The organism is Membranihabitans maritimus, from assembly GCF_021729145.1.
In the GTDB taxonomy this organism is placed as follows: Bacteria; Bacteroidota; Bacteroidia; order Chitinophagales; family Saprospiraceae; genus Membranihabitans; species Membranihabitans maritimus.
Map to the genome: position 1 here is coordinate 297,004 of NZ_JAJSLW010000003.1, position 15,602 is coordinate 312,605.

General features: G+C 35.9%; 14 protein-coding genes. 8 read left to right on the forward strand and 6 right to left on the reverse strand.

Annotation, left to right across the window (positions count from 1 at the left end; translation table 11 throughout):
- Window positions 1-461: 461 nt before the first annotated feature.
- Window positions 462-1,415 (forward strand): hypothetical protein, encoded by a 954-nt coding sequence (locus tag LVD47_RS05120; RefSeq protein WP_236974476.1) that lies wholly within the window; start codon window positions 462-464, stop codon window positions 1,413-1,415.
- A 72-nt stretch (window positions 1,416-1,487) separates the two neighbouring features.
- Here the strand turns inward: LVD47_RS05120 and trmB are convergent, their stop codons facing one another.
- On the reverse strand, window positions 1,488-2,177 hold the full coding sequence (gene trmB / locus LVD47_RS05125; RefSeq protein ID WP_236974477.1) for a tRNA (guanosine(46)-N7)-methyltransferase TrmB: 690 nt from the start codon (window positions 2,175-2,177) through the stop codon (window positions 1,488-1,490).
- Window positions 2,178-2,279: 102 nt separating this feature from the next.
- On the opposite strand from trmB, the gene LVD47_RS05130 reads away from it, so the two are divergent.
- Window positions 2,280-3,155, forward strand: coding sequence for an outer membrane beta-barrel protein (locus tag LVD47_RS05130; RefSeq protein WP_236974478.1), 876 nt, complete (start codon window positions 2,280-2,282; stop codon window positions 3,153-3,155).
- 308 nt (window positions 3,156-3,463) lie between these two features.
- Here LVD47_RS05130 and pckA read toward each other — a convergent pair whose 3' ends face one another.
- On the reverse strand, window positions 3,464-5,065 hold the full coding sequence (gene pckA, locus LVD47_RS05135) for a phosphoenolpyruvate carboxykinase (ATP) (protein WP_236974479.1): 1,602 nt from the start codon (window positions 5,063-5,065) through the stop codon (window positions 3,464-3,466).
- Window positions 5,066-5,218: 153 nt separating this feature from the next.
- Entirely contained in the window at window positions 5,219-6,394 is a 1,176-nt protein-coding gene (locus LVD47_RS05140; RefSeq protein ID WP_236974480.1) for a sensor histidine kinase, read from the reverse strand.
- A gap of 71 nt (window positions 6,395-6,465) precedes the next feature.
- Between LVD47_RS05140 and rlmN the strand changes: the two genes are divergently transcribed.
- From rlmN to LVD47_RS05155, 3 genes are all read left to right on the forward strand, one after another.
- On the forward strand, window positions 6,466-7,527 hold the full coding sequence (gene rlmN, locus LVD47_RS05145) for a dual-specificity RNA methyltransferase RlmN (protein WP_236974481.1): 1,062 nt from the start codon (window positions 6,466-6,468) through the stop codon (window positions 7,525-7,527).
- Window positions 7,528-7,588: 61 nt separating this feature from the next.
- Window positions 7,589-8,392 (forward strand): type IX secretion system protein PorG, encoded by an 804-nt coding sequence (gene porG, locus LVD47_RS05150; RefSeq protein WP_236974482.1) that lies wholly within the window; start codon window positions 7,589-7,591, stop codon window positions 8,390-8,392.
- 32 nt (window positions 8,393-8,424) lie between these two features.
- Window positions 8,425-8,835 carry a secondary thiamine-phosphate synthase enzyme YjbQ gene (locus tag LVD47_RS05155; protein WP_236974483.1) on the forward strand — a complete coding sequence of 137 codons (411 nt, stop codon included), beginning with the start codon at window positions 8,425-8,427 and terminating at the stop codon, window positions 8,833-8,835.
- Window positions 8,836-9,109: 274 nt separating this feature from the next.
- On the opposite strand, the gene LVD47_RS05160 is transcribed toward LVD47_RS05155, so the two are convergent.
- Window positions 9,110-10,447, reverse strand: coding sequence for an ABC transporter permease (locus LVD47_RS05160; RefSeq protein ID WP_236974484.1), 1,338 nt, complete (start codon window positions 10,445-10,447; stop codon window positions 9,110-9,112).
- Between the two features lies 1 nt (window position 10,448).
- Window positions 10,449-11,348: an ABC transporter ATP-binding protein gene (locus LVD47_RS05165; RefSeq protein WP_236974485.1), complete on the reverse strand. Its 900-nt coding sequence runs from the start codon at window positions 11,346-11,348 to the stop codon at window positions 10,449-10,451.
- 80 nt (window positions 11,349-11,428) lie between these two features.
- Between LVD47_RS05165 and LVD47_RS05170 the strand changes: the two genes are divergently transcribed.
- The 3 genes from LVD47_RS05170 (at window position 11,429) to LVD47_RS05180 (ending at window position 14,913) form a co-directional block, all read left to right on the forward strand.
- Entirely contained in the window at window positions 11,429-12,100 is a 672-nt protein-coding gene (locus LVD47_RS05170) for a coiled-coil domain-containing protein (RefSeq protein WP_236974486.1), read from the forward strand.
- 524 nt (window positions 12,101-12,624) lie between these two features.
- Complete coding sequence (gene dnaB, locus LVD47_RS05175; protein ID WP_236974487.1) at window positions 12,625-14,148, forward strand: replicative DNA helicase; 1,524 nt, start codon at window positions 12,625-12,627, stop codon at window positions 14,146-14,148.
- Between the two features lie 12 nt (window positions 14,149-14,160).
- A complete protein-coding gene (locus tag LVD47_RS05180; RefSeq protein ID WP_236974488.1) occupies window positions 14,161-14,913 on the forward strand; it encodes a pseudouridine synthase in 753 nt (250 codons plus the stop codon).
- A gap of 133 nt (window positions 14,914-15,046) precedes the next feature.
- On the opposite strand, the gene LVD47_RS05185 is transcribed toward LVD47_RS05180, so the two are convergent.
- Window positions 15,047-15,565 carry a hypothetical protein gene (locus LVD47_RS05185; RefSeq protein ID WP_236974489.1) on the reverse strand — a complete coding sequence of 173 codons (519 nt, stop codon included), beginning with the start codon at window positions 15,563-15,565 and terminating at the stop codon, window positions 15,047-15,049.
- Window positions 15,566-15,602: the final 37 nt, after the last annotated feature.

Sequence of the window (15,602 nt, forward strand, 5' to 3'; positions counted from 1 at the left end):
GAAAAAAATAATTTAAATTATTTTTTTACATTTAAAGATGATAAAAAGATATATATTTTTTATATTGCATAATATAGATTATTCCTTTAACGAGTGCTAACGTTATTAGAGAAATTAATTGAAAAACTTAATTGAAACAATTTGAAACCTTAATTTTTTGAGCATTAAGCTTTTACAAAATAGAGTTTGAAAATTGATTTTGACAATTTATCTTATAGAATAGATTTTGAGATTGAGTAATAAATATTTATTCTTTTGTATATATACAGATCAATTGTCAAAAGGAGTATTTTTGCTTTGTATGAAAAAAAATTGGACTGGAACGTGGATTGTATTCTAAGCCCTTCGAAACATTTACATTCCTGTTTGATCAAATTTTGAAATTCATAACCTCATAAGTTTTTCAATTTTTTTTTTATCAACTTTTTGCACTGATTTGTTGATTTTAAAAATTGAAAACTATGGAACTTCAAAAAAAATTAATTTCAGAACTCCAATTGAAATTTTCCAGATCACAACTTGTTAAGCAATTTGTAGGACTTTTGGATATCTCTCAAAGTGCTGCTTATAATAAGGTTAACTGCACAAGTGAACTTACCTTGAGTGAGTATAGTAAAGTTTCTACCCATTATCGGGTTCACACATTTGAAATTGGTAGTATTATTTCCGCCGATTTTCCTTTTTTACTGGAAAAAAATAGGGATTTTAAAGATTTGGTAAAGCTCCTAATCGATGATTACAGGATGTATATCAGTGACTATGGAACACCGAAATTAAGGTATTTCACCAATCTTATCCCGATGCACTTGCTTATTAATTATCCCAAAATATTTCAATTCATTGTATTTGTTTGGTTAGAGAATCTGGACTCTCAATACAATACCTCATTTAAACAATACGACAAAATTGATTTTAATGATTTTTACAAGGAGGAATACGAGAACTTTAGAATTTTAACCAACCTGTATAACCATTGTGAAATCCATACGTACTTATCGCCCAATATTTTTCAAACCTATTTCAAATTGTTGGAATACCATCTTGAACTGGATACCATTGACCTCGAACAGGTAATGGAAATTAAAGAAGAGTTTAAAATCTTTCTCAACGATTTTGAAAAAATTTGCCAGGATAAAGACACAAGCAATAAATTCTATATTCATGAATTATCAGTAAACTCAGTTATTTTTCAAGTTGAAAGCAAACACTCTTATATAGTAATGAATAATCCAATATACTTCCGGGTAGAAAACGAGGATTTCAATCACTATATCAAAAAATGGTTTGACCAAATAGAAGGACGATCTATCCCTATTAGTAATATAAATGAAAAAGTGCGTCGTGGTATTATAAAAAATATGAAAAATTCTTCCGAAAAATTCTTCAAAAAAGTAGAATTGCTCAACGAAGCTTGACCTGTAAAATTGGCTTGTAATACATCCCTATATATCTGTATAAACCGGGTATACAAATTATTACAAGCCTGTTTATTGTCTAGTAAATTCTATAAATTTTATCTTCTTTCCTTTTAACAGGTGTTTTCTTTCGTAATAAGTCTTTATTCCCAATATATCAGAATACTCGCCACTATAAACATCCGAAGTTTTACTTACCAGCCTGTACTCCGGATGACTTTGAACAGTGGCTATTGTAAAATTGTACAGATCAGTATCATCTGTTTTTAAGTAAAATCGAGCATCTTTCGAGGTAATATTTTTATACTTATCAAGGAAATAAAGCGAAGTAAGTCTTCGATTTGCTTTGGACGGTTTGACAAATGGATCCGGAAATGTAATCCAGATTTCATTCACTTCTCCGGATTCAAAATAAGAATCTAAATATTCAATCCTCGTTCGCAAAAATGCTACATTAAGAAGATTATCTTCCCTTGCCTTTACTGCTCCTTTCCAAATTCGGTTACCTTTAATATCAACTCCGACAAAATTCTTATCGGGAAATTTCCCTGCCATTGCATTCGTATATTCCCCCTTTCCGCAAGCCAACTCAAGAACTATGGAAGACTGATTTTTAAAGTACTCCTTTCGCCACTTCCCTTTTAAGTCTATCTTTTCATTAAAATTTTTGTACAATTTGCCGTCTCCCAGCTCAAAAGCTTCAAATACATTGTTAAACTTTGTTATTTCCGCAAATTTTTTCAGCTTATTTTTTCGTCCCATACGTTATTAAACTCAAATATGCGGGCAAAATTAATAACTTTCCGATGGAAAATTAATTTTGCCAGAAAATGACTTTATATATTTGCACAAAAAATAAAAATAATGCCGACTATATTAAGAAAGTTCACTTTTGTATTTTTTATGATGTTTTTAGCTGGTATTTCATATACTCAGGATTTTGCTTTCGGATTCAAGGCAGGACTCACAAACACTTCTGTCGATGGCCCATTGGAATCCTTGAATAATGGTACTGAACTTGAATCCATTAAGTCCAACGGTGCATTTTTACTTTCTCTCCTGGTTAATGCTCGCTTTACAGATGAGTTTTCGCTCCAGGGAGAATTAATGTACAATCAAAAGGGTTATAATTACCGTTACAATGGTCCTTCTTATGCCATTTTACGTACAGCTAATAATGAAAAATTCATATTCAATGGCAATCGAAATATGTCTTTGAATGTGAGCAACACATATTTTCAAGTACCGCTTTCTGCCTCCTACAAATTCTTTAACAGGATTGAAGTACAAGCAGGTATATATGGTAGCGTGCTTGTTCAGTCTACTGCCGCCGGAACAGTAACATATTCTGATATCGATGCTGTAGATGGCGAAATAGAACAAACTCTGAGCTACAACTACCGCACAAATGATGCCCAATCAGCTTCTCCCAGTGCCCAGCAGGTAACCATTAACAACGAGACCTATACGGTCTCTTCCCAGGTTGAAGCATATTATGACTATGAAACAAAAGATAAATCTTTATTTAGGGGAATTGATGCGGGATATCACGCCGGCCTTAATCTCTACATAAACCAGAGTTTATTTATAGGGGCCAGGTATTCCAAAAGTATAATGGATATCAATAGAAACGCTGTTGACAGAACCTACCAGAACCTAGACAATAATGATAATCTGATCTTTAAAAATGATGAGGACAAATACTCCGTATTGGAATTTACAATTGGTTTCTCCTTTTAATTTTTAATTGCCCATAATTTTGACGAATCGCAAAGGGACGGAGCGCTTGAGAGTAGGGAGTTGCAACTAATGGGGGCTTAGTCAGAGAACTAATTAAAGCCCCAATAGGAATAAAATCCCTATTTTCAATTAATCATTCCAACATCCCGATTCACAAGCTTGAATCGAAAAGGTGAACCCGCTACATTCCCTTCCTTAGCTATATTCCAATAAGACAGTGGAATTACTTACCGAACAACGTGACAAGCCTTGATTTTTCTCCATCCGTTCCCTCCGAACCTCTATCTATTTGTCGAACTCAGCTTAGTTTATATTTCCGGTCCTTTGGCAAGTACTTCTTTCGAAACATATTTTTCATATTTTTGAAAATTGTCCTTAAATTTTCCCGCTACTAGTTTCAGGGTATCCATATATTTATCCTGATCTTTCCATAGTTTTAATGGGTCAAGGATATTTGCCGGAACATCGTTGCAATAGTTTGGATAACTTAAGTTGAAAATAGGCAATTGCTGACACTGTGCGTTTTTCAAAGATCCATCCAGTGCACTTTCAATTATACTTCTTGTGTACGATAGTTTTATGCGATTTCCCATACCGTACTTACCGCCGATCCAACCAGTATTGACCAACCACACCGAAACATTGCATTTTTCAATTCTTTCGGCCAGCATTTTAGAATATTTACCCGGATGTAAGGGCATAAAAGGAGCTCCAAAACACGCAGAAAATGTCATTACTGGATCATCAATCCCATCTTCCGTTCCAGCAATCTTTGAAGTATACCCCGAAATAAAAAAATATTGAGCCTGATCAGGATCCAGCTTTGCTACAGGGGGTAAGACACCATAGGCATCGCAGGTAAGGAAGAAAATATTTTTAGGAATATCCCCTTTTGATGAATACTCATGATTTTCAATAAAGTGGATAGGATATGAAACCCGTGTATTTTTTGTTATGGTATCATCCGAATAGTCTACCCTTCTTGTCCCTTTGTAAAAACCCACATTTTCCAAAAGGGCACCATGTCTGATTGCATTGAAAATTTCAGGTTCTGATTTTGCGTCCAGGTCGATGGTTTTTGCATAACATCCCCCTTCGAAGTTAAATACACCCAAGGGACTCCAGCCGTGTTCATCATCTCCGATCAACCGTCTGTTGTGAACAGAAGACAAAGTAGTCTTCCCCGTTCCGGAAAGCCCAAAATACAGGGCCACATCCCCCCGTATACCGGTATTCGCAGAACAATGCATAGGAAATACATCCTCTTCTGTAGGAAGAACAAAGTTTAGAACTGAAAACATACTTTTTTTGATTTCTCCTGTATACCCAGTTCCTCCTATTATAATTTCTTTTGCACTAAAATTTATGATACTAAAATTCCTTGATCTCAGTCCTGTACCCGCCGTATCAGCTAAATACCCGGGAACACAAATTATCGTCCAATCGCAGATAAAATCTCCGAGTTCTTTTCGGAGTGGACGAATAAACATATTATTAGCAAATAAGGCACTCCACGGAAACTCGCATACCAATTTGACATTTTTTTGATATTCCGGATCAGCACCGATTTTTAAATCCTGTATAAATATGTCTCTTTCATCCAGGTATTCACGAATACCCGTTTTTAATTGGCAAAAGACCTCCTCGGTTACCGGAATATTAACCTCACCCCAGTCAACATTAAATCTCGTTATAGCATCTTTTACAATATATCGGTCCTTAGGAGACCTTCCGGTAAACTTTCCGGTTTTAATAACCAAAGCACCGGTGGAAGTCAATAACCCCATGTTATTTTGTAGGGTATGTTCAATTAACTCTTCCGGATTAAGATTATAATAAACGGTGCCTCTAAAATTTTCAGTAAATAAATCACCTACTAAAGTATCCACTTCAGGTTGAAAAATTGCCATGTCAAAAATTATTTTATTAAGCTAGTATTGGCTAAAAATAAGAAATGAATAGACAAATAAGAAACAAAAAGAATTAAATTAACTATTTTATTGGTTAAATTACCATCAACAAACAATTCAAATTCCTCAAAAGAAATACATCCAACCAACTCTTTATTCACCTTTATCTTTTGGAAGTTTAATGGCGAAAGTAGTTCCTTCATTAGGGATACTCTTTTTCACGTATATTTTTCCTTTATGATAATTTTCAATAATTCTTTTAGCAAGAGATAACCCAAGTCCCCAACCTCTTTTTTTGGTAGTATATCCCGGTTCAAAAACGGTTTTCAGAGATTTGGAAGAAATTCCCTTTCCCGTATCTGATACTTCTATCTCTATATAATCCTCTTCTTCGGTTATAATTGATTTGATTTCCCCTTTCCCTTCCATAGCATCCAGGGCATTCCGCATTAAATTTTCAATCACCCAATTAAACAAATGAACATTTATTTGAGCAAAAATTTCCCCATCCGTATTATTCTCCAAAATAAAATTAACCTTTCTGGGAGCCCTTTTTTGCATATACTTCATCGTCCCCTCTATCTGATCAAAAATATTGACAGTGGTTAGATTTGGTGCTGCGCCAATCTTAGAAAAGCGATCTGCAATTAGCTCCAGCCGATTAACATCATTTTGCAATTCTTCTACAATCTCCATTTGTTCATTGTTCACGTCTGTCGTCTTGAGATGTTCCAGCCAGGCAATTATTGCGGAAATTGGAGTTCCTAGCTGGTGTGCCGTCTCGCGCGCCATCCCTACCCAAACCCGATTTTGCTCGGCACTCCTGCTTGTACTAAAGCCCAAATAGCCAATAAAGACATATGCTGCTAACAGTAATAATATAATGAGCGGTAATAATGAAAGTAATTTATATTGCAAGGGAGGTGCATAATACAATTGCCACCTGTACCCTACGCCTTCCATTAGAATGGGGTCATTATCTGAATTTTTCATTTTTTCCAACTGCCCTCTTAAATACGCCCTATCATTAACTTTTGATTCAGGAAAATTAAGTAGGTGTTGAATAGAGTCTGTCTCATTTACTATTATGATCCTTACGTTATTATTTTTTTCAATTACATCGGTTTCCAGTGTAACATCCTTATTAATATTGGTGGGATCCTCAAATATACTTTCATAAGCTAATGCCAGATTTTCCATATTTATCTCTAATACCTTTCTGAGCTCATTGGCGAGATAAAAAGTATACGCAATGGTAATTAATACTATAACGATTCCCGCAAATACGAGATTTAATTTCCACCTGTTCTTCTTGTGATAAATATCCATAGTGGTCAAATAAAGCAATTTTATTATAAACGATTGATCCGATAACTTGTTATTCGTTACCTTTGTAGTTAATGATGATGCAGCAAGATCAAAACATATCAATTGATATTCGCGACCTGAAGCCCAGCGAAATTACTAAATATCTCGAAGATTTAGGTGAACCCTCTTTCCGCGGCAAACAAATTTACAATTGGTTATGGAAGCACGGCGTCTCTTCTTTTGAAGAAATGACTAATCTTCCCCTGGCCTTGAGGAATAAATTGGAAGAAGATTTTGAAATTTTGAATATGTCCCCAGACTTAGTTCAAAAGAGTAGTGACGGAACGGTCAAATTCAGATATGTCCTGAAAGATGGACATAAAATAGAAAGTGTCTTAATTCCCGTTCCCTCAGAAAACCGATTTACCGTGTGTGTTTCTTCCCAGGTAGGTTGTAGCCTTGCATGCAGTTTTTGCGCTACAGGTCAAATGAAAAGAAAACGAAATCTCTCTGCTACAGAAATTTTTGAACAAGTTTTTAAAGTTAATGAATTTTGTCTGGGAGAATATGGAAGAGGATTGACCAACATCGTATATATGGGGATGGGAGAACCCCTTCTTACTTATTCCAATGTCAAAAGAAGTATTGAATTAATTTCTGCGGAAGAAGGGTTATCTATGTCTTCTCGACGGATAACTATAAGTACGGCTGGAATAGCTAAAATGATCAGAAAATTAGCAGACGATGGCCTTAAATGTAAATTGGCCCTGTCTTTACATGCTTCACTAAATGATAAAAGAAGCCAAATTATGCCCATCAATGACAACGATAGTATCGAAGACTTGATGGAGGCATTAAAGTACTATTATGAGATCACTAAAAACAGATTAACTTTCGAATATATATTATTTGACAATTTCAATGACAATGAAGAAGATGCGGATGCATTAGCAGCCCTTTGCCAGTCTTTTCCAGTAACGGTAAATATACTTGAATACAACCCAGTATCCGGAGTATCATTAATTAAATCCAATGAAAATAGATTTGAAAAATTTATCAAAATGATGGCAGATCGAAGGGTAAATGTTACAGTGAGAAGAAGCAGGGGCAAAGATATTGATGCGGCATGTGGCCAGCTGGCGAATAAAGAATAATCCGATTTTATACTTGGAAATAAAATCACTTCAACTACGTTTAAGATAAAAGCTATCGCAATTGATTTCAAGAATTATTTTTATTAGTACTTTAAGTTTTATTGCTGTTCAAATATCCAGCGCACAAAAAGGATTTGAAGCCGGGGGATGGTTGGGAGGAACGTATTATTTCGGTGACTTGAACCCCGATTATGACTTGCGTCATCCAGGTTTTGGAGGCGGGGGTATTATCCGATATAATTTTAATGAAAGAATAAACCTCCGTTTTGGCGCCAATTACCTATACCTATACGGGGATGATAAATTTTTCAATAACTCATTCCAACAAACCAGGGGATTAAATTTTCGAAGTAATGTTTTTGACCTTACCGGAGAGTTAGAGTTTAATTTCTTTTCCTTTAATCCACTCAGTAGAGAAGATTATTTCACCCCTTTTCTAGGAGCGGGAATCGGTATTTTCAAATTCAACCCCAAAGCAACCTATAATGGGGTTACGCGTGAATTGCAATATCTGGGTACCGAGGGACAAAATTTAGGAGAAGAATATTTCACAACCAAAATTGGGGGCGTTATTTCAGGTGGAGTTAAATATGCTCTTAGCAGCAGATGGATTATTCAATTGATAGTCAGCACACGTATTTTATCAACGGATTATCTCGACGATGTAAGCACCACTTATCCAGATTTACTGGTTATTGAGTCTTTGCGTGATGATCCGGATGCTTCATTGTTTTCAGACCCAACAGAATCATCTTATCCGGGAAAACAAAGAGGCGATAGTGTAAACAAAGATAATTTCAATTTCATAGGCATAGGATTAACTTATTTTTTCGGTGGATTACAATGTCCGGATATTTCAAAATAGTTTTACATTCGCAGTAAAGATTTTGAAGTAATATGGTTAAGCAATACAGCATCAAACTCCCGGCTCTAGGCCGTGGATTCCACTTGGTTACAGATATTATTATTCAACAACTAGGTGAACTTCCGGATCAGGGTTTACTCAACCTTTTTATACAACATACTTCAGCAGGAATATGCATTAATGAAAATGCAGACCCCACGGTGCTACATGATTTTGAATCAATATTCAATGATATTGTACCTGAGAACCTACCGTATTTATTGCATACGATGGAAGGTCCGGATGACATGCCGGCACACATAAAAAGCACTTTAACCGGGCACTCCATTACCATCCCTATTACTCACAATAGATTAAATATGGGAACGTGGCAGGGAATTTATTATTGTGAATTCCGAAACCATCGCGGTGGCCGGAATCTTCTGGCAACGGTTTATAGCTGAGAAGGCATAATATAAGAAGTATCTCAAAAGCTCTGAGTTGTGAACTAGGGTTGAGTTTTAAAACAAATGTCATTTTACCAGGGTTCAAAGCTCAATGGCTTCATACTTCATAATTTTTCCTCCGGGCACCCGACCACGATTCTAAGGTATAAGGCAATATCCATTTGCTCGGGCTTATCCGCACTGTAAGAGACTATCCGGTGACAATTTCCTTCCTCCATAAAAATCTTTGGCCTTCATTCTTCGAAACGGTGCAACCTCCATACTCCCCAACTTATTCCCTGTAAAAAATCCACTTGGCCAATTCTTTGAACGAAGCTTTTTTCCCGTACATCAAAATTCCCACCCGATAGATTCTACCCGAAATCCAAACCAATGCTACCACGGCACCTGCCAGTAATACCAAAGAGAGAGCGATTTGCCAGAATGGCGGGTCAAATGCCAGGCGGGCTGGCATGACAATCGGGGAAAATAATGGAAATATACTCGACCAAACAGCCAGGCTACTATCTGGTACTCTTATGGTCGTCATCATAATATAAAAAGCCATAAGGACTGGAATTGTAATCGGCAAAACCAGTGATTGACTATCATGCATGTCATCTCCGATCGCAGAACCTACAGCAGCAAATAATGATGAATAAATTAAATAACCACCGATAAAAAACAATACGAATAATGAAATGACCTTAAACCATGGAATTTTGTCCATCTCACTTATAAACTGATAAACCATAAATTCCATATCATCTGAAGAAATATTACCCGTTCTTTGCATGTCCTCCAAAGCCTGTAAATCCGTTTCAAAGCCAAAGAAAACATTGCCGATCAAAACAACAGTGGGGATCAGTAAAACCCATGACAAAAATTGGATCAATCCAATAACTCCCACCCCCAATATTTTACCCATCATCAATTCAAAGGGTTTTACAGAAGAAATTATTACCTCGACAATCCGATTGGTTTTTTCTTCCATCACACTTTTCATGACCATTGAACCATTAATAAAAACAATAAGGTACATAATGAATCCCATGGCCATACCCAATCCTGCACCCAGATATGAACTAAATTCCGAAGATTTAGCTCCCTCTTTATTTTGACTGGCCCAATCAGGATCCAGTTTTTCTGTCCGCACTATCACTCGTGTAGACAGCTGATCCAGCTGTCTTTGGGTAATATTCATTTCCTTCAATTTATAATCTCTTATTTCGGAACTTATAATTGATTTCAAGCTTGTCAATTTTTCCAAATCAAGATTTTTATCAGAATAAAAATCAACTTCCACCTGATCCTCCTCCACACCAGAAATTACCGGAATATATAAAATGCCATCGTATTCCCGATTAGCGGTGTTGCGAAGCCCCTGAACATCCTTATCAGAAAATGAAAAATAAAAATTGGCTTGATCTTTTATGCTTCCATCGAATAAATTCGCTCGGTCAATAATTACTACATGCTTCTCATCGTCACCATCATATCCCAGAATAAACCCTACTACAACGATAAAGATTGCCAGAATCATGGGGCCCAATAATGTTGCCAACCAAAACTTCCGGTTTTTTACACGTATTAAAAACTCTCTCTTGGCAATGATAAATATCTTGTTCATATTATTTTTCGGTAGTCACCAGTTTAATAAAAATATCGTTTATTGATGGCAGGATCTCCTTAAAACTTTTTATTACATATCCTTCTGCCATCCATATTTGCATCTGGTTATTAGCCTGTTTTATATCATCGAATTGTAATATAATATTCTGACCGTTCCCATTTGTTTGACAATTCTCTTGTTCCAGGGGAGGTATTTGGTTACCCCCAAATTCAAACTGAAATAAATGGTCCTTGTATTTTTGTTTTACTACATCAATTTCACCTTCCAATACCAATGCCCCTTTATTTATAAGGACAATTTTTTCACAAACTTCCTCGACCTGTTCCATTCTATGAGTAGAAAACAAGATCGTTGTTCCCGAGTTTTTCAAACGTATTATTTCATTTTTCATAAGATTGGTATTTACGGGATCCAACCCACTAAAAGGTTCATCGAGAATCAAAAGCTTTGGCTCGTGTAAAACCGTAGAGACAAATTGCACTTTTTGCTGCATACCTTTAGACAAATCCTGGATTTTTTTCTTCCCCCAGTCTTCCATTCCAAAAATAGAATACCAATTCTCTATCCGGTCTTTGGTCTCGACACCTGACAATCCTTTCAATTTTCCAAGATACTCCAATTGATCCTGTACGGTCATTTTTTTATACAACCCCCTTTCTTCGGGTAAATAACCAATTTTTTGTTGGTGCATCCTGATTAGTGGCTCACCAAAAAATTCAATACTACCCTCGTCAGCCGCTGTAATTGAATTGATTATACGTATTAGAGAAGTCTTTCCTGCACCATTCGGACCTAACAAACCAAAAATAACCCCCTTTGGAACAGAAAATGATATTTTGTCAACCGCCACAAAATTTCCATAAGATTTTGAAACGTTTTTTATCTCTAATGTGTCCATATAGTAGGTTTTGCGTATAAATATAAAGCAAGATGTAAATTATAAGGATCAATACGAATTTTAATAAAAAAAATAAGACTATGAGTACTAATGTTATGAAATTATCAACTTTAATAATTACCTGTTTTATCGGGTCAATGGGTTACGCTCAAGAATTTACAGAGCGATCTGTAGACAATGATAATGGTGCAGGTAATGCTTTTATTATTTATCTCGAAGATACGGAGGGTGGATTAGCCCAGGATGTTTGGGGAGAATTTATCAGAAACCACAACAGCAAAGTTAAAAGAATTCGAAGATCAAAAATAGAACAGGCAGATGAAGTAAAAATCACCGGACTTCCTTCTGATGTTACGGTAAAATCCCTATTTGAAAATTCAAAAAATTCCTCTGAGCTAAATCTTTGGTTTATCAATAATGGAGAATATATTTCTTCCCGGGACACTCCCCAATATTATGAGCCCATTGATGCATTTATAGATAATTATATGAAGGCTATTGAAACCAGAAAAATCGAAAATGCTGTGGAAGAAGAGGAAGATAAACTAAAGGACTTTGAAAAAGACCTGGACAAACTCAAAAGAGACAATGACAGGTACCATAAAGATATTGAAAAAGCAGAGAAAGCTATAAAACAAGCGCAGGCAGATATCGAAGATAATCTAAAAGAACAACAATCTGTAGAACGACAAATTGAAGAACAAAAAAGAACCGTTAGTAAAACCAAAGATAAATTATCAAAAGTAAAATAATCTACTATTACGGTAGGTCACTATTATAAACCGTTCATTTTGAACGGTTTTTTTTATTTTCGAGGAGGGTTATCCACATTCATTAACACACATATAAATAAAAAAATATATAATTTTATTGATAATTTCTTTTTTATTTCATGAAACTTCGTTTAGGCTTATCATGTCTTTACGTATTATATAAAATTATATGTAACAATTTCTTAACATTGAAAATTGCCTTTCTTCCACAACAAGTAAATCAGTTAATTACATAATGTAAAAAGTATTATATAAAGAGTTAGTTCCTTGAAAAATAACGAAACTTGTCTTTTAATCATTGATTTACAATCGCTATTAAAATTTCACTTAAATCAATTAAAATAACATTTTTTGAAACTAATTAACACTTACTAACGTAGTAATTAACAAGAATAATGTGTTTATTCACATACAACCAACATAGAACTATGAAGAGATAAAAAAATTCATATTAGATTATATTACATTTGTTCACGACAAAACATATGAATAAAAATAATTAGATGTCAGAACCGATAAATTCAATTCAAAAGCTAAATAAAAACAACCGACTCAAAGCTATCAAGCCGGAAAATGACCTGACAAAAATGGTATATGGGAAGTTACAGCCCCAGGCAACAGAGTTGGAAGAAGCGGTATTGGGAGCAGTTATGCTTGATCGAGAAGCTATGCCCAATATTATTGATTTGCTTCGACCAGAAAGCTTTTATTCAGAGGCTCACCAATTGATTTATCAGGCAATGCAACAGCTTTTTAATCAAACAAAGCCTATTGATCTTCTTACAATGCACGAAGAATTGCTGAAAATAGGGGCATTGAAGACGATTGGTGGTGCGGCTTATCTCTCTGAACTTACAGAAAAAGTAGCTTCTGCAGCAAACATTGAATTTCATGCACGAATTATTGCTCAAAAACACATAAAAAGGGAATTAATACGCGTATCTACACAAACTATCACCAATTCGTTTGATGATACAGTAGATGTTTTTGAATTATTAGACGAAGCTGAGCGCAATCTTTTTGATATTACCCAGCAAAACCTCAATAGAAGCTACGAATCATTGAGCAGTCTGGCCGGTAAAGCCCAGCGGAAAATGGAGGAACTCGCAGCAAAAAATGAAAGCGTTACAGGCGTACCTTCCGGATACAGGGATCTCGACAAACTGACTTCCGGGTGGCAACCCTCTGACATGATAATTGTCGCTGCGCGGCCAGGTATGGGAAAGACTTCATTTACACTAGCCCTTGCTAAAAATTCTGCCATGATGTACAACAAGGGAGTGGCTTTCTTTTCCCTGGAGATGTCCGATGTACAACTCACTCAGCGATTAATCTCTATGGAGGCTGCGGTCAGTCTCAGTAAATTACGAACGGGTAAACTAGAGGATTCTGAGTGGAAAAGGTTTAATAAAGCTGTAGAAAAACTCAGTGAAGTCCCCATTTTTATCGATGATACTCCCGCCATCAATATTTTTGAATTACGGGCAAAATGTCGAAGGCTTAAAATGAAGCATGATATCCAAATGGTAATCATTGACTACCTCCAGTTAATGACAGGCGGAGGAGACAAGAAAAACGGCACACGGGAACAAGAAATATCCTCCATTTCAAGAGCACTAAAATCAATGGCAAAAGAACTTGAAGTTCCTGTTATCGCCCTCTCCCAGTTATCGAGAGCTGTGGAAACCAGGAGTGCTGACAAGCGTCCCCAGTTATCTGACCTTCGTGAATCAGGTGCCATTGAACAGGATGCAGACCTTGTTTCTTTTATTTATCGTCCGGAATATTATGACATAACGACGGATGAATCAGATGAAAGCCTGGAAGGAATTGCTGAAATCATTGTTGCCAAACACCGGAACGGGGCAACAGACAATGTTCGGCTCAAGTTTATCAAGGAATATACCCGATTTGAAAATCTGGATGAATTTAGCTTCCCATCAATGGAAGGACCGGTATCGAATGATGACGACGGCATTATTACCAAGCCTTCAAGAATGAATATTGATGATGATATTCCTTTTTAAAAAAAATCATACATGAAGGGAAATAAAGGGGCAATGCGGAAAGATTTATGGCCGATGAGGCTCAATAAATATATTGCATATGCCGGAATTTGTTCGCGCCGAAAAGCTGAAGAACTTGTCAAAAGGGGACAAATCAAAGTCAACGATGTAATTGTCAAAATTCCATTTATAGAAATCACCCAAAATGACACGGTAAAATTTAAAGATCAAATCATTACCCCGACAAAAAAATTTGTCTATATCCTTCTCAATAAACCCAAAAATTATATTTCTACCGTAAGTGATGAAAAAAACAGAAATAGCATTTTGGACCTTATTAAGGAAAATTCAGATGAACGATTATACCCCGTGGGAAGATTAGACCGCAATACCACAGGATTAATATTATTGACGAATGACGGTCATTTAGCACAAAAACTATCACACCCCCGAAATTCAGTTTCAAAAATTTATAAAGTCTGGTTGGATAAAAAAACAACGCAAGAGATTCTGATTAAATTCCAAAAGGGAGCTCAACTTGAAGATGGTTACTTAAAACCCGACGCCCTGAATTACTCCGAAATCAATGACCCAAGAGAAGTATTAATAGAAATCCACAGTGGCAAAAACCGGGTAGTCCGCAGATACTTCGAACACTTTGGTTTTACCGTTGAAAAACTCGACCGTGTATATTATGCCGGTTTGACAAAAAAAAATATTTCCCGTGGCAGATATCGTCATCTCACACCCGATGAAGTACGGAATTTAAAACATTTGGGGAAATGAGATAAGGAAGTCCGTGAAGTTAAATTTTGGGATGGAGTCCTTTACTAAAAAGCATAAAATTTTGACTACAGATCAATAATACAGCCTCGATCCAAAGCATCCGGGTCCTGACCTCAGGATTATTTACCCCCTTCTATTCCACCACTACATTGAACCTGAGTCGTAGAATGGATTGAATTGTATTGGGAGAAGCACTTCTCATCTGTAAACCTATTTTGATACCTATACTGGGAGCTATAAAAAGCTTTTTCACATCCAAAATGAATGGGATCATACTCAATTCATCTCCCACTCCTACTGGAATATAATTTAATTCATAGGATAAATATTCTTCTTTTTCATCCGAAGGATTGAATACAAACACAGAAGATTTATTCACGAAACCCCATCCGTTATTATCTGTAATATTGGTTAAAAGCGCGGATGAAGGCTCGACCTTAACAACTTCCTCAAGGGAAACATTTTTTGTTTCAAGGTATTTTTCAAAAGCAATCTTAATATCCCGGTCTACAAAATAATGCGTTTTTAATGGAGCCAGACCTGCACGAACTGTAACCGGAACATCTAGTGTAAATTGACCGATCACATTTTCATTTCTTCCACATGAAAACATCGTTATTAACAAAAAAAGAAAAGGTAAAATCCTTACCATGTTTACATATCTTATTTATAATTCACTACGAAAACGA

Bases quoted from the DNA above. Each gene is read 5' to 3' on its own strand.
- LVD47_RS05120 (WP_236974476.1), top strand. From the start codon at position 462: ATGGAACTTCAAAAAAAATTAATTTCAGAACTCCAATTGAAATTTTCC.
- trmB (WP_236974477.1), bottom strand. From the start codon at position 2,177: ATGGGACGAAAAAATAAGCTGAAAAAATTTGCGGAAATAACAAAGTTT.
- LVD47_RS05130 (WP_236974478.1), top strand. From the start codon at position 2,280: ATGCCGACTATATTAAGAAAGTTCACTTTTGTATTTTTTATGATGTTT.
- pckA (WP_236974479.1), bottom strand. From the start codon at position 5,065: ATGGCAATTTTTCAACCTGAAGTGGATACTTTAGTAGGTGATTTATTT.
- LVD47_RS05140 (WP_236974480.1), bottom strand. From the start codon at position 6,394: ATGGATATTTATCACAAGAAGAACAGGTGGAAATTAAATCTCGTATTT.
- rlmN (WP_236974481.1), top strand. From the start codon at position 6,466: ATGATGATGCAGCAAGATCAAAACATATCAATTGATATTCGCGACCTG.
- LVD47_RS05155 (WP_236974483.1), top strand. From the start codon at position 8,425: ATGGTTAAGCAATACAGCATCAAACTCCCGGCTCTAGGCCGTGGATTC.
- LVD47_RS05160 (WP_236974484.1), bottom strand. From the start codon at position 10,447: ATGAACAAGATATTTATCATTGCCAAGAGAGAGTTTTTAATACGTGTA.
- LVD47_RS05165 (WP_236974485.1), bottom strand. From the start codon at position 11,348: ATGGACACATTAGAGATAAAAAACGTTTCAAAATCTTATGGAAATTTT.
- LVD47_RS05170 (WP_236974486.1), top strand. From the start codon at position 11,429: ATGAGTACTAATGTTATGAAATTATCAACTTTAATAATTACCTGTTTT.
- dnaB (WP_236974487.1), top strand. From the start codon at position 12,625: ATGTCAGAACCGATAAATTCAATTCAAAAGCTAAATAAAAACAACCGA.
- LVD47_RS05180 (WP_236974488.1), top strand. From the start codon at position 14,161: ATGAAGGGAAATAAAGGGGCAATGCGGAAAGATTTATGGCCGATGAGG.
- LVD47_RS05185 (WP_236974489.1), bottom strand. From the start codon at position 15,565: ATGGTAAGGATTTTACCTTTTCTTTTTTTGTTAATAACGATGTTTTCA.